Below are 20,650 nucleotides of genomic sequence, written 5' to 3'. Positions count from 1 at the left end.
TAGTCCGCGGACTTCGGATCCAGCTGCGGGTTCACGGGAATGACCTGGTTGAACGGGCTGGTGGCAGCGAACAGACGCCCACCGACACGAGGATCCGCGGCGTTCACCACCACGGCACCATTGACGGCTGCGGCGGCATCGCGGGGCACCATGGTGACCGCGCTCGCCATCGCGAGCAGGGCCGCCAGGACCGGGCGGTGTTTGTGCAGCTTCAAAGGACGCAACTCGATCTCCCCCGTTTGTACGGCCTGATGTCGGCCGTGCATATGAAAGAGATTCAGGCTCGAGCGGTACGCCCTCGGTTCCCCACCCGGTGCGACCCAGTTGCAGGGGACGTCGTCGAATCCGGCGGAACGGACCACGCGTGGCAACTTGGACAGACGGCGAGATGCCAACGGGCCACCGGCACACCAGGGTCACCGGGAGCTGTCACAGGCTCGAAGCAGGGCCCGGTAACGCTGAGCAGTGGCCACCAGGGCGGCAACGCAGATTACCGATGCCGTGGTGGAATCGGCGCTCGTCGAGGAGCGCGGCGGCGAACACCTCGTCGTCGGGCGGAAAGCAGAATGTCAGTGGTCCTGAGCGCCGACAGCGTGGTTGCCCAAAACAACACACTGCACCGGGGGGTCAGCGGGCGCAGCCTCGAGCCGCCCATCCAGGCGACCCAACCCAGCCAACGACCGAAGGCGCCACCTAGGTCAGGTAGCGCCGTCGATGATCCAGCAGTGGAGATGTTGTCGGCCTACTTGAACCCGGCTGAGCCGGCCTCGAAACCTGACGCGAACGACGAGTTCAAGGGCTGGGCACGGCTACCTACACGGTAACCGGTCCGGCATCGATACCGGCCTGGCACTCTTTCCACGCCGGTCCTCGACGCCACACGGACGCAACCCCGACCGATCGAAGAAGTCCGAGATTGTCGCCACCGGCGATCCTCCGAGAAGACGGCCGGCCAGCCCGGCTGAAGCGCAGATTGGTAGAAGAAGTACCGCCGGTGGTCGTGCGCCGAGCACAAGGCCTGACGAATCCGGCGTGTCACCCGAGTGGATGACGCGGCCGATGATCTTGCAGGCGAGGCGCTGGCCGCTTACTCGGGCCGAGCTGGCCGAAATACGCTCGTCCGGCGGTCCCTGAGCTGGAGGAAGGCGTCAGGCGGCGGTGCGCTTCGCCGCGGCCAGCGCCTCGCGGACGACCTGCGTGCTCGCCGGCGTACCGGGAAGCTCTCCGTACGTACCGTAGGGAGTCACGTAGACCGGGGTGTCCCGTTGGGTGCGCCAGTTCTCGGCGAGCGGGCCGGCGTCCACGGTGTCGAAGCCGAGGTTGTCGAAGAGTTCGCTGACCGCCAGCTTGGCAGCGGCGTCGTCACCGGCGATCGGCAGTGCCGACCGGTCCGCGCTACTTGCCGGCCGCGCCAGGGACCGCAGATGCCCGAACCAGATGTTGTTGAATCCCTTTACCACGCGGCTTTCCGGAACGTGCTTCTGCAGCAGCTCACCGGTAGTGCTGGAGCCGTCCTCCAACTCGTCGAAGACGCCGTCGCGCTCCGGGTAGTAGTTGTTGGTGTCGATGACAACCTTGCCCGCCAAGGGTTCCACTGGAACGTCCCGGTACGCCCGCAGCGGCACCGTCACCACCACGACGTCGCCAGCCGAGGCCGCCTCCGCAGGGGTTGCGGCCCGCGCCTTCGGCCCCAGCTCGGACACCAGGTCCTCAAGGGTCTGCGGACCCCGTGAGTTGCTCAGCACCACGTCGTGGCCGGCGGCGACCGCCAGCCGCGCCACTGTGCTACCGATGTTGCCACTGCCAATGAGCCCGATCGTCGTCATGTCAGCGGGAACCTAGGGGGTCCTCGATCGATTCCCCCCTGGCGGCACACCGTGACAGGTGGCACACCGACCGGGACGGTGGTGCGCGATCGGGCACGGCACGATACGGCCGAAGGCGCCACCTGTGAGAGGCGGCGCCTTCGGTGATCTTTCAGTGGAGGTGCCGGGAATCGAACCCGGGTCCTTCGGTGTTTCGTCAGGGCTTCTCCGAGCGCAGCTCACTATGCCTCTACTCGGCCCCGGCGTTCACGTGAGCAAGATGCCGTGACGGGCCCAGTCGCTGATTGATCTCGCCGTGCGGCCCCCGCGACCGGGACCGGTTGGCCAACCTTCTAGCTGATGCCGGAAGTCTGAGACGAAGGTGTTCTCAGCCCGACAGAGTCGCTACTCGCCTCAGGCGGCGAGAGCGAACTCAGCGCGATTGGAATCGGCGCTTATTGGTTTCCGACGATCGATTCTCGAGACGACGTCGGCTTCCTCGGCTCGCTTCCCCTGTCTCCACGTACGAAGTCGAAACCAGTCACCCCCCAGTTGTGTACCCGCCAACTCTAACGCGTCCGGCCCCGGACTTCATTCCGGTATCAGCCCATCCGGCACGGCGCGCCGTCGGCGGTGCAGGAGGTCGGCTGAATACCGCCTCTGACCTGCTTCGACGCCTCGAAGCCGAGCATCGCCGTGGCGCCCGGGGCGAGCGGGCCGCCGGTGAAGACGAAGGTGTTGCCGTCGCGGCTCAGCTGGGCGTTCCAGGTGTTGCCGACGCGGACACCGGCGTCAGGGTCGAAACTCACCTTGACCGTCCAGGTGCGGGCCGGGCCGCTCTTGTTGGTGATCTCGACGCCGGCGATGAAGCCCCGGTCCCAGCTCCGGCCCGTCCGGTATGCCGCCGCGAACGAGGCAGCGGGGGCCGGGGGTGAGGCCGTCGTCCGCCGGGGCGCCGGCTTCTTGCTCGGCGACCGGGAAGCACGCGGGGAGGACGGGACCGGGGTCGGCGAGGCTGAGGTGGGCGAGGCTGAGGTGGGCACCGCTGAGCTGGGCACCACAGACGGCGGGACGGACGTGGGCGGGACGGAGAGCTCGGCGCCCCCCAGGGGCACGGTCGGCTGGACCATCAGCGGAACGCGGCTGTCCGCCTCGGCCGGGCCCACGGCCCGGATCGCCACCCAGGAGACCAGGACCACCAGCAGCGTGGCCGCCCCGGCGATGAACGTGTACCGGCGCAGGGGGATGACGGTGTTGTGCTTGCCGGGCAACTGCGGTCCCTTCGCGCGACGGGTGGGCCGCGGCGACACTACCCGTCAGGCCATGCCCTTGCTACGTCGGCCCAGCGCCTTGTTGATCTCCTTCTGCGCGTCCCGGGCGGCGAGGTCCTGGCGCTTGTCGTACGCCTTCTTGCCCTTGGCCAGGCCGAGCTCGACCTTGGCGTACCCGTTCTGGAAGTAGACCGACAGCGGGACCAGGGTGAGGCCGTCCTCGCGCAGCTTGCCCATCATCTTGTGGATCTCGTCGCGCTTGAGCAGCAGCTTGCGGACCCGGCGGGGCTCGTGGTTGGTCCAGGTGCCCTGGGTGTACTCCGGGATGTGCATGCCGTGCAGGAAGATCTCGCCGTTGTTCTCGTGGCCGAACGCGTCGACCAGCGACGACCGGCCGGCGCGCAGCGACTTGACCTCGGTGCCGGTCAGCACCATGCCGGCCTCGTAGGTGTCGAGGATGGCGTAGTCGTGCCGAGCCTTGCGGTTCGAGGCCACGACCTTGCGCCCCTGTTCGCGTGGCATCGGTCTGCTCCTTGCTGATGGCGGCAAAAAGAAAGGCCCGGCCGACCGGCCGGACCCCTCAATGGTACGCGCGGAGCCTCAGCAGAGGCATCCGGGTAAATAGTCGAGCGGGTTCTTCGGTACGCCGTCGAAGCGCGTCTCGAAGTGCAGGTGGAAGCCGGTCGACGCGCCTGTGGTGCCGACCCGGCCGATCACCTCGCCACGCCGCACGTACTCGCCGGGGTTGACAAGGATCTTGGACTGGTGGCCGTAGCAGGTGGAGAAGCTGCGGCCGTCGCGCTTGCCGTGGTTGATGCAGGTGTAGTTGCCGTACCCCCCGCTCCAGCCGGCCTGCACGACCCGGCCGCCGGCCGCCGCGTGGATCGGGGTGCCGCCGCCGGCGGCGAAGTCCGCGCCCGCGTGCAGTTGCCAGACCCGGTAGTACGGGTCGTAGCGGGTGCCGAAGTTGCTGGACTTCCAGCCGTGCACGGGCATCAGCAGGTTGCCGCCGGTGTAGTCGCCCCCGCCGCCGTTCTTGTCGTCCCAGTCGCGCAGCGTGCCCTGGATCCGGGCCTCCTCGGCCTTGGCGGCCTCGTACCTGGCCAGCACGGCGGCGCGCTGGGAGCGCGCGACCGCCAGCGCCGAGCGGCGGCTCTGCGCGAGTCTGATGACCGCGGAGCGGGCCTGCTGGGCCGCGACCTGCGCCCGCTTCGCAGCCGCGAGCTTGTCGGCGGCCTCGCGCTCGGCGTCCTCGGCGACCCGCTTGGCCAGGCCGGCCCGGTCCTGTTCGGTACGGGCAGAGCGCCGCGCCCCCAGCAGCTCTCCGACGCTCTCCTGCTGCTTCTGCATGACCTGGTCGACGAGGCCGAGGCGGTCCATGGCGTCCTGCGGCCCGCGCGCGCCGACCAGCAGGTTGATGGTGGCGAAATTGCCGCCCATGTAGGAGGCGGCGGCGATCTCGTCGACCCGGTCGCGGGCCACCTCGACGCGTTTCTGAGCCTGCTCGAAGCGGCTCGCCACGGCGTTGTAGGACGCCCGGGCCGTATCGGCCTTGCGCCGGGCGGTCGCCGCCTGGACCGAGGCCGCCGCGACGACGCCGCGGCTGGTGGCGACCTTCTTCTGGGCCTCGGGCAGCGCGGCCGTGGCGGCGGCCAGGCGGCGGGCGGCGTTGCGGGCGGTCACGGTGGCGTGCTCGAGGATCGCCTCGGCGCGGTCGACCGCCCGGCTCGCGCGCTTGGCGTCGTCCCCCGGCTCCGCGGCGGCAGCGCCGGGCGCAGCCAGCGCCACCGCGGCCGCGCAGAGCACGCTCAGTCCGGCGGCGAGCAAGCCGGTGAACCGGTTGGGTCGCGAGTGACTGGAGTCCACGAAGAGTCACCGTACTCTGACTATTGGTGACAATTTGCGGGTTGCGCCGCTTATCGCTCAAAAAACGCAATCGCCGCGCATCCCCCTGGGGATGCGCGGCGATCGGGACGGAACGGGTCAGACCTTCAGGTAGAACCGCAGAGTGATCCAGGCGGTGATCGCACTGACGCCGGCGCCCACGCCGGCCAGCAGCGGCAACATCAGCCACACGTTCCCGTCGGGGATCGGGGTCAGCACGTTCGTCAGCGCCTGCAACCGGCCGTCCAGCAGGACCACCTTGCCGACGAAGATGAACACGAAGCCCAGGATCGCGCCGATCAGGCCGGCCACCACCGCCTCGAGCACGAACGGGGCCTGGATGAACCAGTTCGAGGCGCCGACCAGCTTCATGACCGCGACCTCACGGCGCTTGCTGTACGCCGCCACCTGGATCGTGTTGCCGACCAGCAACAGCGCCGCCATGGCCATGAAGCCGGCGACCACCAGGGCCATCACCTGGATCGCGTTGAAGATCTTGAACACCTTGTCGAGCAGCTCGCGCTGGTCGACGATGTCCTGGATGCCCGGAGTGCCCTCGATCTGGCTGTTGAACTCGGCGTACTGCTCCGGGTTCTTGAGCTTGACCCGCCAGGACTCCGGCAGGCTGTCCGGGGTGACCGACTTGACGAAGTCGGGCGAGTCCCGCCAGAGCACCTTGAACTTCTCGAACGCCTGCTCGCGCGACTCGTACGTCTTCTCGGCGACGAGCGGGTTGGTGCTGAGCAGCTGCTCGATCGAGGCGCGCTGCGCGGCGGTGACGTCCTCACGCAGGAAGATCGAAACCTCGATCTCACCGTAGTAGTAGTTCTTCATCTGGTCGACCTGCATGTACATGAGCACGCTGGCGCCCAGCATCGTCAGTGAGACCGACATCGTGATGATCATGGCGATGGTCATCGTGACGTTGCGCCACAGGCCGACCAGCACCTCGTTGAGGACGTACTTGAAACGCATCGGGGGTTCCTTCCGGGACTCCGCGGCTTACTTCAGATGCAGGGTGGGCGGGGCCCGGCTGTCAGCCGTACACGCCTCGGGCCTGGTCGCGGACGATCCGTCCGCTCTCGATCTCGATGACCCGGCGGCGCATCTGGTTGACGATGTTGGAGTCGTGGGTGACCATCACGACCGTCGTGCCGGTCCGGTTGATCCGGTCCAGCAGTCGCATGATCTCGATGGAGGTGTCGGGGTCGAGGTTTCCCGTGGGCTCGTCGGCCAGCAGGATGAGCGGCCGGTTGACGAACGCCCGGGCCACGGCGACACGCTGCTGCTCACCGCCCGACAGCTCGTGGGGGTAGCGGTGCTCCTTGCCGCCCAGGCCGACGAGCTCGAGAACCTCGGGCACCACCCGGCGGGCGACGGCCTTGGTCTTGCCGATCACCTCGAGGGCGAACGCCACGTTCTCGTACGCGGTGCGGTTGGGCAGCAGGCGGAAGTCCTGGAACACACATCCGATGGAGCGCCGGAAGTGCGGGATCTTCCACGACCGCATGGTGGTGACATCCTTCGCGTTCACCACGACCTTGCCGCGCGAGGGGGCCACCTCGTGCAGCAAAAGCTTGATGATCGTCGACTTGCCGGAACCGGAGGGGCCGATGAAGAAGACGAACTCACCCTTCTCGATACCGACGCTGACATCGTCCAACGACGGCCGAGACGCCTTCGGATACGTCTTCGTCACGTTCTCGAGCTGAATCACGGGTCGTGAGTCTACGCGGTGTAACGGAACTGCCAAGTCCGGCGGGGGCAGGATTTTGGCACATTCAGCGCCGACGAGGTGACCCTCCCCCGCGCGGGCACCCCGGATCACCGACCCGGAGACCGCCGCCTGAACGAACGGTCAGGCGGCGTGTCGGGGCCCGCTCAGGCCTTGATCTGGGTCTGCTTGCGCCACCGGATGCCGGCCTCGATGAACTCGTCGAGGTCGCCGTCGAAGACCGAGCTCGGGTTGCCCGTCTCCTGCTCAGTGCGCAGATCCTTGACCATCTGGTACGGGTGCAGGACGTAGCTGCGCATCTGGTCGCCCCACGATCCGGTGGTGTCCTGCTTGAGGCCGGCCATCTTCGCCTCCTCCTCCTGACGCTTGCGTTCGAGCAGTCGCGCCTGGAGCACCCGCATCGCGGAGGCCTTGTTCTGCAGCTGAGATTTCTCGTTCTGACACGTCACCACGATGCCCGTCGGAATGTGCGTGAGGCGCACCGCCGAGTCGGTGGTGTTAACGCTCTGTCCACCAGGTCCGGACGAACGGTAGACGTCGACCCGGAGCTCGTTGTCCGGAATGTCGATATGGTCAGTCTGCTCAACCACCGGCATCACCTCGACGCCGGCGAAGCTGGTCTGCCGCCGCCCCTGGTTGTCGAACGGGCTGATCCGCACCAGCCGGTGGGTGCCCGACTCGACGCTGAGCGTGCCGTAGGCGTACGGCACCTTGACGGCGAAGGTGGCGGACTTGAGGCCGGCCTCCTCGGCGTACGAGGTCTCGTAGACCTCCGTCGGGTAGCCGTGCCGCTCTGCCCAGCGCAGATACATCCGCATCAGCATCTCGGCGAAGTCGGCGGCGTCCACGCCGCCGGCACCCGCGCGGATGGCCACGACGGCCTCGCGGGAGTCGTACTCGCCGGAGAGCAGGGTGCGGACCTCCATCTCCTCGACGGCCTTGCTCAAGGAGATGAGCTCGTGGCCGACCTCGGCGATGGAGTCCTCGTCGGCGGCCTCGCGGGCCATCTCGAGCAGCAGCTCGGCGTCGTCGATGCGCTGGCGCAGCCGCTCCAGCCGGGAGATCTCCCCGCTGAGGTACGACAGGCGGGAATTGACCTCCTGGGCCCGCGCCTGGTCGTCCCACAGGTCGGGGGCGGAGGCCTGCTCCTCGAGCTCCGCCTTGTCTCGGCGCAGCTTGTCCACGTCGAGGACGTTCTCGATGTTGCGCAGGGTGGCGTCGAGGGCTTTGAGCTGTTCGGGAAAGTCGGCTGCACTCACGACTGTCGAGAATACGCCGCCCGGCCGGTCAACCGGCCGGGCGGCCGTTGTTTCCTGATATCGGTGCTACTCCGCCGGGGCCACTTTCAGCCAGCTCAGGGCCGCCTTGTGGTACGCGACCGCGAACTCCAGGGCGGCCGCGCCGTACGCGTCACCGGCCTTCTTGGCCTCCTTGGCCTGCTCCCGGGCCATCGCCAGAGCCTCCGAGTGGTACTCGTTGGCCCCGGTGTAGAGCGTCTTGAGCTGGTTGCCGGAGTGCTGCTGGCCGAAGGCGACCCGCAGCGCGACCGGGTTTCGGATCGCGTCGCGACCGGGCGACTCGGCGAGCCAGCGGCTGAACGCGCGCTTGCCGCTGGCGGTGATGGCGTAGGGCTGGCTGGACCGCGGCCCGGGCTTGCCGAGGCGGACGAAGCCCATCTCGGCCAGCACGGGCAATTCGCGGTAGACCTGGCTCCGCGTCATCGACCAGTACGGCCCGAGGCGGCGTTCGGCAGCCGCCATGAGCTGTCCACCGGTCATCGGGCCCTCGTGGAGCAGGCCCAGAAGGGCGGCAGCCGTGGGATTGATTTGAGAGTCGGGCATGCCTTCTAAGCTGCCACTTTGTCGTCCCGGCGTCCAGGATTTCGCCCGATCCGTCCAATTTGCGTCTCCACAAGCGACTGTCCCGCACAGACAGTCCGACCACGAGGGTCGGGACCGGGCGTTTTGCCGTTGAGGACGACTCTCGCGAGGTAAAATGGTTCACGAAAACGGTCAGACGGCGCTCTAGGTCGCCAACCCCGGCAAAGTCCTCGCCCGGCCCCGGAAAAAGAGCGGGCCGCCACGTGAAGAACACGCAACGGCCCGCAAACCAGGACGATCAGCCCATATGCGGGTACTGCCAGGACGTCGGAGCCTCGAAGGTTTCCTTGATCGTCCGGGGCGAGACCCACCGGTGCAGGTTCAGCACCGAGCCGGCCTTGTCGTTGGTGCCACTGCCCCGGGCGCCGCCGAAGGGCTGCTGCCCCACCACAGCGCCGGTCGGCTTGTCATTGATGTAGAAGTTGCCCGCCGCGTCGCGCAGGGCGGTGGCGGCCCAGTCCACGACCGAGCGGTCGGTGGCGAAGATGGAACCGGTCAGCGCGTACGGCGAGACGGCCTCGGCCTGGGCCACCGTGTCGGCGAAGGAGTCGTCCTCGTAGACGTGCACGCCGAGGATCGGCCCGAAGTACTCGGTCGTGAAGACCTCGTGCGCCGGGTCGGTGGACTCCACGAGGGTCGGTGCCACGAACCAGCCCTCGCTGTCGTCAGCGGTGCCGCCGGCCAGCACCGTGCAGGAGGCGCTGTTCTTGATCCGGTCGAGCGCCGCGGCGTGCTTGGCGAACGCCCGGCCGTCGATCACCGCGCCGCCGAAGGTGGACAGGTCGGTGACGTCGCCGTACCGGATCGAGGAGACGGAGGCCGCGAGCCGATCACGCAGGCCGCCCTCCCAGATGGAGCGGGGCACGTAGGCGCGGGACGCGGCCGAGCACTTCTGGCCCTGGTATTCGTAGGCGCCGCGGATGAGGGCCGTGTGCAGCATGTCCGCGTCGGCGCTGGCGTGCGCGAACACGAAGTCCTTGCCGCCGGTCTCCCCGACCAGCCGCGGGTACGACCGGTAGCGGTCGATGTTCGACCCCACCTCGCGCCACAGGTGCCGGAAGGTGGCCGTGGAACCGGTGAAATGGATGCCGGCCAGGTCGGGATCGGCCAGCACCACGTCGGAGACGGCCAGGCCGTCGCCGGTCACCATGTTGATCACGCCGGGGGGCAGGCCGGCCGCCTCGAACAGCCGCATGGTGAAGTGCGCCGAGAGCTGCTGGGTCGGCGACGGCTTCCAGACCACCGTGTTGCCCATCAGCGCGGGGGCCGAGGGCAGGTTGCCGGCGATCGCGGTGAAGTTGAACGGGGTGATCGCGTAGACGAAGCCCTCGAGCGGGCGGTGGTCGAAGCGGTTCCACACCCCCGGCGACGACTGCGGCTGCTCGCCGAGGATCTTCTCGCCGAACGCGACGTTGAAGCGCAGAAAGTCGATCAGCTCGCAGGCCGCGTCGATCTCGGCCTGGTAGACCGACTTCGACTGGCCCAGGATCGTCGCCGCGTTCAGGGTGTCGCGCCAGCCGCCGGCCAGCAGCTCGGCGGCGCGCAGGAACACCGCGGCCCGCTCGCTGAACGGCAGGGCACGCCAGCCTTTCGCGGCCCGCTTGGCCGCGGCGACGGCGGCGGCGGCGTCCTCGTGCGTGGCATTGCCGGCGACGCCGAGGACATGGTGGCGCTTGTGCGGCTGGACGACCTCGATCGCGGCGCCGCTGCCGAGCTTGCGGTTGCCGTCGATCGTCATCGTGAGATCCAGGCGCTCGCCGGCCATCGCGTCCAGCCGCGACTGCAACGAGGCCCGCTCGGGGCTCCCCGGGGCATAGCTGCGGACCGGCTCGTTCCGCGGCTCCGGCACGGCAAGCAGGGCGTCCATCACGTACTCCTCAACCTTGTGGGTTCCTGGTCACGACATTGTGTGTCGCGGTCCATCCTCGCACGCGGACAACGGCGTTCCGGTGCCCTCACGAGGCGCTGAGGGCCCGCGTACCCTGAGGGCCATGAGTGAGGCGGACAGCGAGGTCAACGCGGCCCAGGGCGCCCAGAACGGCACCGAGGAGGCGCCCTCGCGGGGGCTGCTGCTGGCCGCCGCCGGACTGGTCTGGATGGCCGGGATGCTCTGGTCGGCCCGGGCCACCATCACCGGCCGCGCGAGCGCCGAGATGGAGGTCACGTCCACGGCGTACGCGATGCCCGGCGCGGTCTCCGCGAGCCTGGTCACCGGCGCCGCCGTCGCCCTGGCCGTCCTCGCCTTCCTGACCCGCGGCGGCCGCACCCCGGGCGTCACGGTCCGCTTCATCATCGCGACCGGGACCGGCCTGGCGGTCGGTCTGCTGGGCGCGCTCTCGATCATCACGATCAACACCGAGGGCTGGCTGTACGCGGTCGTCGGCGGCACGGTCGCGGCCGCGGCGACGATCGGCGGAGCCCTCGCCGGCTTCCGCTACCGGCGGGTGACCGCGGCGGTGTGCTGGGGCGCGATCACGGTCTTCGTCGTGGGTTTCGTGCTCAACGTCCTGCAGGACATGCTGCTGCCGGTGCTCGGCTCGGGCGACTCGGCTGCCTCCCGCACCAGCGCCGCCGGCTGGTTCGGCCTGGTCCAGGCGGTGCTCAGCGGCGTGGCGGGGGCCCTGGTGGCGTACCGCGTGCTGCGCCGGGCCCGGCGCAGCACCGCCGGGCCGGACCTGCGCTGGCCGCTGTACGCACTGGCCGGCGCGGGCCCCGGCCTGCTGCTGGTCATCGGCGAGGGGCTGACCCGCACGGCCGGCTCGCGGGTGCTGGAGCTGGCCGGCAAGGTCAGCGAGCTGGAGCTGACGGTTCAGCAGATGCTGAGCGGGTCACGGCTCAACAACGGCCTCATCGTGCTCTTCGTGGGCGCGTTCACTGCGATCATCGCGGTGGGCCGGACGCTCGGCCCGGCGGCCGCGGGTGCCGAGCCGCCCTCGTCGTCACCGGCAGCCGCGCCCCGGCAGGCCGACCCGGACGAGATCGAGCGGGCGGCCCGCGACGAGCCGCAGACCGTGCCCGCCCCGCACGACGATTGAGCCGGTCCGCCCGGTCAGAGCAGTTCGTCGAGCTCGCTGACCGCGTACCACTCGAGCTCGTGATCCTCGGCCCCCTCCACGGTGAACTGGGCGTCGGGATCCCCGGCCAGGGCCTCCTCGACCACGCCGGCGGCGGCGCCGACGTCCTCGGCGGCGCTCTCACCGTCGACGTGGATCGAAGCGACCTCCTTGAGGGACACCGCCTGGGGCAGGCGCACGGTGCTGGAACCCAGCTCGACGTCCTCGCGGACCAGCGCGGTCGAGGCCACGTCGGCCGACACGACCACCCGGCGGCGCGGGGCCTTCGGGTCGTGCCGCAGCAGCTGCAGGGCGGCCTGGGCGGCGCGGGTGAAGGCCACGTACTCCAGCTCCTCCTCGTCGCCCTCGGCGTACCACTCGCGCAGCGCCGGGGTCACGGCATGCGCGACCGTCGGTCCCGCGCCGAGCTGCCCGGACGCCCGCATCTCGGCGAGCATCGGTACGGTGGCCGGCACGTACACCCGGACCAGATCGGTGATCGGCACTGTTCCCCCTGCGATTGACCGTCCCCGTAGTACACCGCCGGGGAGGCTACCGGAAGGGCAGTTCCACTGGTCGTGTTCCTTTCGGCGTTTTCAGCAGACGATCAGCATCCGCACGGTTTCAGTAGGCGGTCAGCATCCGCACGGCGATACCAGCGGGTCGGCGTCCCGGGCCACCTCTCCGTCCGGGGTACGCAGGGCGAACCCCTCCCGCACCCAGTACTCGGCGCCGCCGATCATCTCGCGGACCGCATACCCCAGCTGGGCGAGGGCGAGAGCCGATTTGGTCGCGCCGTTGCAGCCGGGACCCCAGCAGTACGTGACCACGGGAACGGACGGGTCGAGCAGCTCGGCGGCGCGCTTGGGAATGTCGGCGGTGGGCAGGTGCAGGGCGCCCGGGATGTAGCCCTGCTCCCAGGAGGCGGTCGACCGGGAGTCGATGAGCACGAAGCCGGGCTCCCCGGTGCTCAGTGCGGCCTGGACGTCGGAAACATCGGTCTCGGTGGCGAGACGCTCGGCGAAGATCTCGGCCGCTCGCGAAGGAGTCATCATGGCTCAACGCTATTTTCCCGAGCCGGGCGCCAGCAGAGCCTGTCCACTGTCTGTTCTTGGCAGAGCACTCGAATCAACGGTAGTTTCGCGCCATGGCCGTTGATCCCACGATCGATCGCACCGACTGGCGCCTGCTCGAGGAGTTGCAGCGCGACGGCCGGGCCTCGTACGCGGACCTGGCCCGGGTGGTGGCGATGTCACCGAGCGCCGTCGCCGAACGCGTCCGCCGGATGGAGGAGGCCGGGGTGATCGCCGGCTACCGCGCGGTGGTCGACCCGGAACGCGTCGGTCTGCAGGTCATGGCCATGGTCCGGCTGCGCTACCCCACGGGGAACTACCGGCCGTTCCATGCGCTGCTGGACACCACGCCGGAGATCATCGAGGCGCACCACGTGACGGGCGAGGACTGCTTCGTGCTCAAGGTGCTGACCCGCTCGATGCGCCACCTGGAAGAGGTCACCGGGCGGATCTCCGGCCTCGGCGCGGTCACCACGAGCGTGGTCTACTCGAGCCCGCTGCCGGGCCGCGCCCTCGCACCTGGGGATCAGACTCCACCGTCGTAGGCAAACAGTGGCAAACTAACGCCGGAGATCGGCATCGAGCGGCGTGGGGAGACCAGGCGTGGAGTCCAGGTTCATGCTGCTGTCCGACGTCGCGGCCGAGCTGAACGTCTCGGACTCGCAGGTCTACCACATGGTCCGCAGCGGCGAACTGCCGGCGATCAAGATCGGCGGCCGCGGCCAATGGCGCGTGGAGCGGGCCAAACTCGAGCAGTACATCGAGCAGAAGTACGCCGAGACAGCCTCCTGGGTGGAGCAGAACCCGCTGACCGACCGCGACGCTGACTAGTCCAAGGTTCGTTGTCCACAGGGCTGAGGCTCGCCATTGACGTACCTCGACGCGTCCCGCCACACTCGTCGTCGTAGGCAAACGGAAGCAAACGCAAGGATTGGCGGATGCCCATGTCGACGGTCGAGGTGACCAGGCAAGGTCCGAGGCCCGCGATCAGGCTGCGGCCGGCACCCCGCCACGAGCCCCCGTTCGACGATGAACGAGACCCAAGCACCTGGCCGTCACCGCACCAGCTGGCCCTCGACTGGACGGTCCCGCCCCGCCCACCGGTCGAGCCGCCCCCTCCACCGGTCCGGCGAACTGTGGTGACCGGGGCGTCAGCTGAGGCGAAAACGGCGGTCCGGCGGTTCGTGGGCATGTGCCTCGAGGTGCTGAACGGCTACCGGCCGGCGGCTCACCTCCGAAGCCTGTCCCAGCCCCGCGAGGCGGGGAACGTGGTCGCTCAGGGATTGGTCGGGGCGCGGCGGGTGAGCGAGGCCCGGCAGTCCCGCATGGCCGGGCGAGCTCCCCGCCCTCGGCGGCCTGCTCCGGCGGCGGTGGTACGTCTCCGGCTCTGCGAGCCGCGGGAAGGGGCTGTGGAGGGGGCAGCCGTTGTTCTTCTGGGTGAGCGGACTCATGCCATGGCGTTTCGGCTTGAGCTTCTTGACGGGGTTTGGCTGGCTACTGTTTTTCGGTTCATTTGAGCTGCCTGGGGCGGTCAGTGTGCTTTATAGGCGGTGGGCGTCCTGGGTTTCACTTTTCTGGCGGGTTCGTGGGTGGTGGGGCTTGGGGGCGCACGCTGCATCCGCTGGGCGGGCGGTGCAGTTCTGCGACGGATCTGAGCGAAGCGGTTCTGGCCCGGGCCAGCGCCACCCATCAGCGCCGCCAGGTCAGCACGGCGCGGGTCAGCACAACGCGAGTCAGCGCGATTCCCGTCAGCGCGATCCCGGTCAGTGCGGCGCGGGCGGCGCCGCCCGGGTGCTGGTTACCAGAAGGTGCCTACTTCCCGATGGAGATCTGCTCTCCTACGGTGACTATGCGGCCCGAACCAGGGTCCGGGAGCTTGAGAAGGAAGGTATTTCATGTCCCGCATCGTCGTCATCGGGGGCACCGGCTATGCCGGATCGGCCATCGTCGCTGAGGCCGCCGCCCGTGGTCATGAGGTCACCGCGTTCAGCCGCTCACTCCCCGCCGACGCCGTCGCCGGCGTGAACTACGTCCAGGGCGACGCCACCGAAGAAGCGGCCCTGTCGTCGGTCATCTCCGGTGCGGACGTCGTGGTCGCCGCGCTCGCGCCCCGTGGTCCGCTCGCCGACTCGTTCCGCGACGTGTATCGCACGGTTGCCCGGCTCGCCGATGCTGCGGGGCTCGCCTCTTCGTCGTCGGCGGCTTCTCGTCCTTGCGTCCGGCACCCGGCGCGCCCCGTTTCAAAGAGGACCTCAGCCACTCCCCCGCCGAGTTCCACGCCGAGATCCTTGCCGGCGCCGCACTGATCACCGACGACCTTCCCGCCACCCCGGAATCCCTCAACTGGGTGTTCGTGAGCCCCGCGGCGAAGTTCGGCTCGTACGCCCCGGGCGAACGCCTGGGCAAATACCGCCTCGGCGACGACATCGCGGTCCAGCCCGAAGACGGCGGCTTCATCTCCGGCGCCGACTACGCGATCGGCGTCGTGGACCTCATCGAGCAAGAAACCCACCACCGAGCCCACGTGAACCTGGCCCACTGACCCCACCCCCGCCACACAAGGAAAAACGGCCCCGCGGAGCACATCCGCGAGGCCGTATTTCAGAAAGGGTCAGGAAACTCCGGGAGCACCGTGGCAGCGCTTGTACTTCTTGCCGGACCCGCAGTAGCACGGGGCATTCCGCGAAGGACCGTTGCTGGCCTCAGCCTGCCCGGACGTCCGCGGCCGGTTGGCCGACCCGTGAGCCGGACCGGCCGGAACGACGGGCGATCCGAGCCCGAGAGCCGGAGCCTGCTGCTCCTGCTGGATCTGCGGCGCACCGGCACCGGCCTCGCCGTCGATCGTCGGCGCTGTGTACTGCAGGGCCTGCGGGCGACGGTTGCCGCCCAGTCCCTTGGCCCGGACCTCGACCCGCGAGTCGCCCTCGCCGTCGGTTGAGGTGCCCGGCAGGGCGACGGCCTGGCTCGGGTCGACCGTGACGGTGGGGGCCTCCTCGACCTGGACCTCGAGGTTGAAGAGGAAGCCGACAGCCTCCTCCTTGATGCCCTCCATCATCTGGTTGAACATGTCGAAGCCCTCGCGCTGGTACTCGACCACCGGGTCGCGCTGGGCGTACGCCCGCAGGCTGATGCCTTCCTGCAGGTAGTCCATCTCGTACAGGTGCTCGCGCCACTTGCGGTCGATCACCGCGAGCAGGACCTGGCGCTCGAGCTCGCGGACCGCGTCCTCGCCGAGCTCTTCCTCACGGGCCGCGTACGCCGCCTGGGCGTCCTTCTTCAGCTCTTCGATCAGGTATTCCTGGTCGAGGGTGCTGCGCTCGCCGCCGCTGTTCTCCACGAGGTCGTCGATCGTGACGCTGACCGGGTAGAGGCGCTTGAGGCTGACCCACAGCTGGTCGAGGTCCCAGTCCTCGGCGTAGCCGTCGGAGGTGGCCGCACGGACGTAGTCCGCGATCACGTCGTCGATCATGTGCTGGGCCTGGTCGTGCATGTCCTCGCCGTCGAGCACGCGCTTGCGCTCGGCGTAGATGACCATGCGCTGCTTGTTCAGCACCTCGTCGTACTTGAGGACGTTCTTGCGGATCTCCGCGTTCTGGCCCTCGATCTGGGTCTGGGCGCTACGGATCTGCCGGGTGACCATCTTCGACTCGATGGGCACGTCCTCGGGGATGTTGAAGCGGTCCATGACCGCCTCGACCGCACCGGCGCGGAACCGCTTCATCAGGTCGTCCTGCAGCGACAGGTAGAACCGGGACTCGCCCGGGTCGCCCTGCCGGCCGGAGCGGCCGCGGAGCTGGTTGTCGATGCGGCGGGAGTCGTGCCGCTCGGTGCCCAGGACGTACAGGCCGCCGGCCGCGATGACCTCGGCCGCCTCCACCTCGCAGGCTTCCTTCCAGACCGGCAGGACCTCTTCGAGGGCCTTCGCGTACTCCTCGGCGTCCTCGACCGGGTCGAGGCCGCGCTGGCGCAGCTCGCTGGCGGCGAGGAACTCGGGGTTGCCGCCGAGCAGGATGTCGGTGCCGCGGCCGGCCATGTTGGTGGCCACCGTGACGCCGCCCTTGCGGCCGGCCTGCGCGATGATCGTGGCTTCCTGCGCGTGGAACTTGGCGTTCAGCACGCTGTGCGGGATGCCGCGCTTGCGCAGCAGCGTCGACAGGATCTCGGAATTCTCCACCGAGACCGTGCCGACCAGGACCGGCTGACCGGTGGCGTGCCGCTCGGCGATGTCCTCGATGACCGCGTTGAACTTGGCCTTCTCGGTCTTGTAGATGACGTCCGGGTGGTCGATGCGGATCATCGGGCGGTGCGTCGGGATGGACACGACGCCGACCTTGTAGACCTGGTTGAACTCGCCGGCCTCGGTCTGCGCCGTACCGGTCATGCCGCCGAGCTTGTTGTAGAGCCGGAAGTAGTTCTGCAGGGTGATGGTCGCCAGGGTCTGGTTCTCCTGCTTGACCTCGACGCCTTCCTTGGCCTCGATGGCCTGGTGCATGCCCTCGTTGTAGCGGCGGCCGTGCAGGATGCGACCGGTGAACTCGTCGACGATCAGGACCTCGCCGTTCTCGTCGACGATGTAGTCCTTGTCCCGGCGGTAGAGCTCCTTGGCCTTGATCGCGTTGTTGAGGTAGCCGACCAGCGGGGTGTTCACCGACTCGTACAGGTTGTCGATGCCGAGGCGGTCCTCGACCCGGGCGACGCCGCGCTCGGTGACCGCGACGGTGCGCTTGGCCTCGTCGACCTCGTAGTCGCCCTCGCCGTCCTTGCCCTTCTGCAGGCGGGCCACCAGGGCGGCGAACTCGCCGTACCAGCGGGCGGAGTGCTCGCCGGGGCCGGAGATGATCAGCGGGGTGCGGGCCTCGTCGATGAGGATCGAGTCGACCTCGTCGACGATGGCGAAGTTGTGGCCGCGCTGGACCAGCTCGGCCGCCGACCACGCCATGTTGTCGCGCAGGTAGTCGAAGCCGAACTCGTTGTTGGTGCCGTACGTGATGTCGCACTCGTAGGCGGCCCGGTGCTCGGCGGCCGGCCGGTTCGGCAGGATCACGCCGACGGTCAGGCCGAGGAACACGTGCACGCGGCCGACCCACTCGGCGTCACGCTGGGCGAGGTAGTCGTTCACCGTGATGATGTGCACGCCCTCACCGCTCAGCGCGTTGAGGTACGCCGGGAAGACGCCGGTCAGGGTCTTGCCCTCACCGGTCTTCATCTCCGGGATGTTGCCGAAGTGCAGCGCGGCGCCGCCCATGAGCTGGACGTCGTACGCACGCTGCCCCAGCACCCGCCGGGCTCCCTCGCGGGCCACCGCGAACGCCTCCACCAGCAGCGAGTCCAGCGACTCGCCGTCGGCGACCCGCTCTTTGAACTGCTCAGTGCACTCACGCAACTCGTCGTCGGTGAGGTCGGTGTAGTCGTCCTCGATCGAGTTGACCGCGTTCGCGATCGCCTTGAGCCGTCGCACCATGCGGCCTTCGCCGGCGCGCAGGAATTTTTCCAAAATCGACACGGGTCAACGCTCCCCTAGACGGTCTGCCGAACCATCGTAGGCGTCTTGTCTGGGTGACCGTGACCCGAGCCTCCGGTTAACCTCGCAAAGAGGGTGAAACAGGGCGACAAGTTCGCTGACAGCGCATCCGGACCGGCCGCTGCAACCTTTTGCCGGGCCAGGGCGTGTCGGGGCACGATGTCGGCGTGGAAACGGTCTCGATCCGCACCGGTGACTTGCTCCTGCGCCCCTGGCACGCCCGGGACGCGGAGGCGGTCCACCGGGCGTGTCAGGATCCGGAACTGCAGCGCCGGCTCACCGGCCTGCCATCGCCGTACCGGATCGCGGACGCTGCTGCCTTCGTCGGCGAGTTCGCCCCCCGCCGGCTGGCCGAAGGGACCGCCCTGCACCTCGGCGTGTTCGCCGGCGACGAGCTGGCCGGCAGCGTGGCGCTCAACGCGATCGACCGCGGCGCCGGCACGGCCGCGCTCGGCTACTGGACGGCGCCCTGGGCGCGCGGCCGCCGGGTCGCCGAGCGGGCCGCCCGGGCCCTGGTGGAATGGGCCTTCGGCGCCGGGCTGGGCCTGACCCGGATCGACTGGCGGGCCGCGGTCGGCAACCACCCCTCCCGCCTGACGGCGCTGCGGCTCGGCTTCACGATGATCGGTGAGCAGCCCGGCGCCGGGCCCGAGCGCCCGGACACCTGGCTGGGGGCCCTGCTTCCCGGCGACCTCACGGCCGCGGGCACCGATGTCCCTGATCCGGTACGCCGCACAGCCCGCACGTTCGCCGGGGCCCATCCGACGCTGCCCGCCGGGGTGATCACCCTGCGCCCGCCGGAGCACCGCGACATCCCGGGCATCGTCGAGTGCCGCTCCGACCCGGATACCGCACGCTGGTTCGGGGTGCCGCAGCCCTACACGGCGGAGGACGCCCGTACGCACGTGGACCGCAACGTCCCGCGCCGGTGGGCCCGGGGTGTCGAGGCGGTCTTCGCCATCGCCGACGCCGCGGACGCGTACGCGGGCTCGGTGGATCTGCGGATCCGGCCCGGTGACCCGGCGGTGGGTGAGGTCGGTTTCGCGGTCGGGCCGCGCTCGCGCGGGCGCGGCTACGCGGGCGCCGCGGTGCGGGAGATCTGCCGCTGGGGCTTCGCCGAGCTGGGGCTGAGCCGGATCGAGTGGCGCGCCGAGGTGGGCAATGATGCCTCACGGCGGGTGGCGGAGAAGGCAGGCTTCACGGTCGAAGGTCTGTTGCGGCAGGCCCTGCGGACCGGCGGCGGACGGCGGGACTGCTGGGTGGGCTCGCTGGTGGAAGGTGACTTGCCATGATCGTTGCGACTCTGTCGGGGCCCGGCGTACGGCTGCGCGGCCTCGCGCCCCGCGACGTCGACGACCTCGTGGCCGGTTACGCCGATCCGGTGCTGCAGCGCTTCATGCCGCCGCTGCCGGTGCCGTTCACCCACGCCCAGGCGCGCGAGTACGTCCGCGACGTGGCGCCGGGCATGTTCGCCGACGGCGGCGGGCTGTGGGCGATCGCCGACCCGCTCACCGACCGGCTGCTCGGCGGGATCGGCCTGGACAAGGTGGTGCCGCACCGCGGTCAGTGCGAGGTGGGCTACTGGGTCGGCCCGTGGGCGCGCGGCCGCGGCGTCGCGGTGGCGGCCGTACGCACGCTGACCGAGCACACGTTCCACACCGGCATGGCCCGGATCGAGCTGCTCACCCACCGGGAGAACGCGCCCAGCCAGCGGGTCGCACTGGCGGCCGGCTTCCGGCCGGAGGGCGTACGCCGCGGGGTGCTGCCCAACCGCGACGGCGGCCGCGACGATCTCCTGGCCTACGCCCGGCTGGCCGGCGACGAGCCGGGACCGACCGAGCGGCTGCTGCCCGACCTGCCGGGCGGCGAGCTGACCGACGGCGTGGTGACGGTACGCCCGCTGACCAGCGACGACGCCGATTTCTACGCCGAGCTGCACCACCTGCCGGAGGTCGTGGCCACCGCCGTGCCACCGCTCGCGCCCACGGCTGAGGACGTGACCCGGCGCTGCGCGTGGGCCGCCGCGCACTGGCTCGCCGGCGAACGGGCGGACATGGTCATCACGGACGCCGCCACCGGCCGGAACGCGGGCGAGATCGGGTTGTACTACCAGGAACCGCGCACCGGGCAGGCGATGATCGGGTACAGCATGCTGCGCGGCTGGCGGGGGCGCGGTTTCGCGACCCGGGCGACGCAGCTGGTGTCGTTGTGGGCCTTCGCCGAGACGGGTGTCGCCCGGCTGATCGCGGGAGCCCTGCCGGCCAATCTGGCCTCGCAGCGGGTGCTGGAGAAGGCGGGCTTCAAACGGGAGGCGTACCTGCGCTCACGGCTGCCGGGCGGCGCCGGCCGGCGCAGCGACGACGTGCAGTACGCCCTGCTGGCGGAGGATCTGCTGGCGGACGTGGTGCGCCTCGACGGCTGACGCGCG

General features: G+C 69.6%; 20 protein-coding genes, 1 other RNA gene and 2 pseudogenes. 8 read left to right on the top strand and 15 right to left on the bottom strand.

Going from position 1 to position 20,650, the window contains the following annotated elements:
* From ACWEOZ_RS34915 to pruA, 11 genes are all read right to left on the bottom strand, one after another.
* A partial coding sequence (locus ACWEOZ_RS34915; RefSeq protein WP_451914933.1) for a hypothetical protein occupies positions 1 to 362 on the bottom strand: 362 nt, incomplete at its 3' end.
* A 786-nt stretch (positions 363 to 1,148) separates the two neighbouring features.
* Entirely contained in the window at positions 1,149 to 1,826 is a 678-nt protein-coding gene (locus ACWEOZ_RS34910) for an NADPH-dependent F420 reductase (protein WP_451914932.1), read from the bottom strand.
* Positions 1,827 to 1,978: 152 nt separating this feature from the next.
* Positions 1,979 to 2,354, bottom strand: a transfer-messenger RNA (tmRNA) gene (gene ssrA, locus ACWEOZ_RS34905).
* Positions 2,355 to 2,407: 53 nt separating this feature from the next.
* On the bottom strand, positions 2,408 to 3,076 hold the full coding sequence (locus tag ACWEOZ_RS34900; protein ID WP_451914931.1) for a cellulose binding domain-containing protein: 669 nt from the start codon (positions 3,074 to 3,076) through the stop codon (positions 2,408 to 2,410).
* A 45-nt stretch (positions 3,077 to 3,121) separates the two neighbouring features.
* Positions 3,122 to 3,598 carry an SsrA-binding protein SmpB gene (smpB, locus tag ACWEOZ_RS34895; RefSeq protein ID WP_212986325.1) on the bottom strand — a complete coding sequence of 159 codons (477 nt, stop codon included), beginning with the start codon at positions 3,596 to 3,598 and terminating at the stop codon, positions 3,122 to 3,124.
* 78 nt (positions 3,599 to 3,676) lie between these two features.
* Positions 3,677 to 4,942 (bottom strand): M23 family metallopeptidase, encoded by a 1,266-nt coding sequence (locus ACWEOZ_RS34890; protein WP_451914930.1) that lies wholly within the window; start codon positions 4,940 to 4,942, stop codon positions 3,677 to 3,679.
* Positions 4,943 to 5,059: 117 nt separating this feature from the next.
* Complete coding sequence (ftsX, locus tag ACWEOZ_RS34885) at positions 5,060 to 5,935, bottom strand: permease-like cell division protein FtsX (RefSeq protein ID WP_360555382.1); 876 nt, start codon at positions 5,933 to 5,935, stop codon at positions 5,060 to 5,062.
* 61 nt (positions 5,936 to 5,996) lie between these two features.
* A complete protein-coding gene (gene ftsE / locus ACWEOZ_RS34880) occupies positions 5,997 to 6,677 on the bottom strand; it encodes a cell division ATP-binding protein FtsE (RefSeq protein ID WP_023358989.1) in 681 nt (226 codons plus the stop codon).
* 164 nt (positions 6,678 to 6,841) lie between these two features.
* Positions 6,842 to 7,954: a peptide chain release factor 2 gene (gene prfB / locus ACWEOZ_RS34875; RefSeq protein ID WP_451914929.1), complete on the bottom strand. Its 1,113-nt coding sequence runs from the start codon at positions 7,952 to 7,954 to the stop codon at positions 6,842 to 6,844.
* A gap of 66 nt (positions 7,955 to 8,020) precedes the next feature.
* Entirely contained in the window at positions 8,021 to 8,536 is a 516-nt protein-coding gene (locus tag ACWEOZ_RS34870; RefSeq protein WP_125809187.1) for a PadR family transcriptional regulator, read from the bottom strand.
* Between the two features lie 277 nt (positions 8,537 to 8,813).
* Positions 8,814 to 10,442, bottom strand: a complete 1,629-nt coding sequence (gene pruA, locus ACWEOZ_RS34865) for an L-glutamate gamma-semialdehyde dehydrogenase (protein ID WP_451914928.1) — start codon at positions 10,440 to 10,442, stop codon at positions 8,814 to 8,816.
* A 124-nt stretch (positions 10,443 to 10,566) separates the two neighbouring features.
* On the opposite strand from pruA, the gene ACWEOZ_RS34860 reads away from it, so the two are divergent.
* The gene (locus ACWEOZ_RS34860; RefSeq protein ID WP_451914927.1) at positions 10,567 to 11,610 is read left to right on the top strand and encodes a hypothetical protein; all 1,044 of its coding nucleotides are present in this window, start codon (positions 10,567 to 10,569) and stop codon (positions 11,608 to 11,610) included.
* A 14-nt stretch (positions 11,611 to 11,624) separates the two neighbouring features.
* Here ACWEOZ_RS34860 and ACWEOZ_RS34855 read toward each other — a convergent pair whose 3' ends face one another.
* Positions 11,625 to 12,128, bottom strand: a complete 504-nt coding sequence (locus tag ACWEOZ_RS34855) for a DUF6912 family protein (protein WP_451914935.1) — start codon at positions 12,126 to 12,128, stop codon at positions 11,625 to 11,627.
* A gap of 135 nt (positions 12,129 to 12,263) precedes the next feature.
* Positions 12,264 to 12,683: a rhodanese-like domain-containing protein gene (locus ACWEOZ_RS34850; RefSeq protein WP_451914926.1), complete on the bottom strand. Its 420-nt coding sequence runs from the start codon at positions 12,681 to 12,683 to the stop codon at positions 12,264 to 12,266.
* A 92-nt stretch (positions 12,684 to 12,775) separates the two neighbouring features.
* Between ACWEOZ_RS34850 and ACWEOZ_RS34845 the strand changes: the two genes are divergently transcribed.
* The 5 genes from ACWEOZ_RS34845 to ACWEOZ_RS34825 all read left to right on the top strand — a co-directional run bounded on the left by ACWEOZ_RS34845 (position 12,776) and on the right by ACWEOZ_RS34825 (position 15,243).
* Positions 12,776 to 13,246 (top strand): Lrp/AsnC family transcriptional regulator, encoded by a 471-nt coding sequence (locus tag ACWEOZ_RS34845; protein WP_451914925.1) that lies wholly within the window; start codon positions 12,776 to 12,778, stop codon positions 13,244 to 13,246.
* Positions 13,247 to 13,319: 73 nt separating this feature from the next.
* Positions 13,320 to 13,532, top strand: a complete 213-nt coding sequence (locus ACWEOZ_RS34840; RefSeq protein ID WP_451914934.1) for a helix-turn-helix domain-containing protein — start codon at positions 13,320 to 13,322, stop codon at positions 13,530 to 13,532.
* A 107-nt stretch (positions 13,533 to 13,639) separates the two neighbouring features.
* A complete protein-coding gene (locus tag ACWEOZ_RS34835) occupies positions 13,640 to 14,218 on the top strand; it encodes an Rv3235 family protein (protein ID WP_451914924.1) in 579 nt (192 codons plus the stop codon).
* Between the two features lie 378 nt (positions 14,219 to 14,596).
* The gene (locus ACWEOZ_RS34830) at positions 14,597 to 15,007 is read left to right on the top strand and encodes an NAD(P)-dependent oxidoreductase (protein ID WP_451914923.1); all 411 of its coding nucleotides are present in this window, start codon (positions 14,597 to 14,599) and stop codon (positions 15,005 to 15,007) included.
* Entirely contained in the window at positions 14,914 to 15,243 is a 330-nt protein-coding gene (locus ACWEOZ_RS34825) for a hypothetical protein (protein ID WP_451914936.1), read from the top strand. Before ACWEOZ_RS34830 ends, ACWEOZ_RS34825 begins: the two co-directional genes overlap by 94 nt.
* Before the next feature lie 69 nt (positions 15,244 to 15,312).
* Here the strand turns inward: ACWEOZ_RS34825 and ACWEOZ_RS34820 are convergent.
* Positions 15,313 to 15,612, bottom strand: a pseudogene (locus ACWEOZ_RS34820) (SEC-C metal-binding domain-containing protein); the annotation flags it as partial.
* Between the two features lie 71 nt (positions 15,613 to 15,683).
* Positions 15,684 to 18,204, bottom strand: a pseudogene (gene secA, locus ACWEOZ_RS34815) (preprotein translocase subunit SecA); the annotation flags it as partial.
* Positions 18,205 to 18,389: 185 nt separating this feature from the next.
* Here secA and ACWEOZ_RS34810 point away from each other — a divergent pair.
* Both ACWEOZ_RS34810 and ACWEOZ_RS34805 read left to right on the top strand, forming a co-directional pair.
* Positions 18,390 to 19,514, top strand: coding sequence for a GNAT family N-acetyltransferase (locus ACWEOZ_RS34810; RefSeq protein WP_451914922.1), 1,125 nt, complete (start codon positions 18,390 to 18,392; stop codon positions 19,512 to 19,514).
* On the top strand, positions 19,511 to 20,644 hold the full coding sequence (locus tag ACWEOZ_RS34805; RefSeq protein ID WP_451914921.1) for a GNAT family N-acetyltransferase: 1,134 nt from the start codon (positions 19,511 to 19,513) through the stop codon (positions 20,642 to 20,644). Before ACWEOZ_RS34810 ends, ACWEOZ_RS34805 begins: the two co-directional genes overlap by 4 nt.
* Positions 20,645 to 20,650 lie beyond the last annotated feature (6 nt).

The sequence above is a fragment of the Actinoplanes sp. NPDC004185 genome (genome assembly GCF_053603475.1).
The sequence above is the reverse complement of the archived record's forward strand: the minus strand, read 5'-3'. Positions and strand labels throughout refer to the sequence as shown.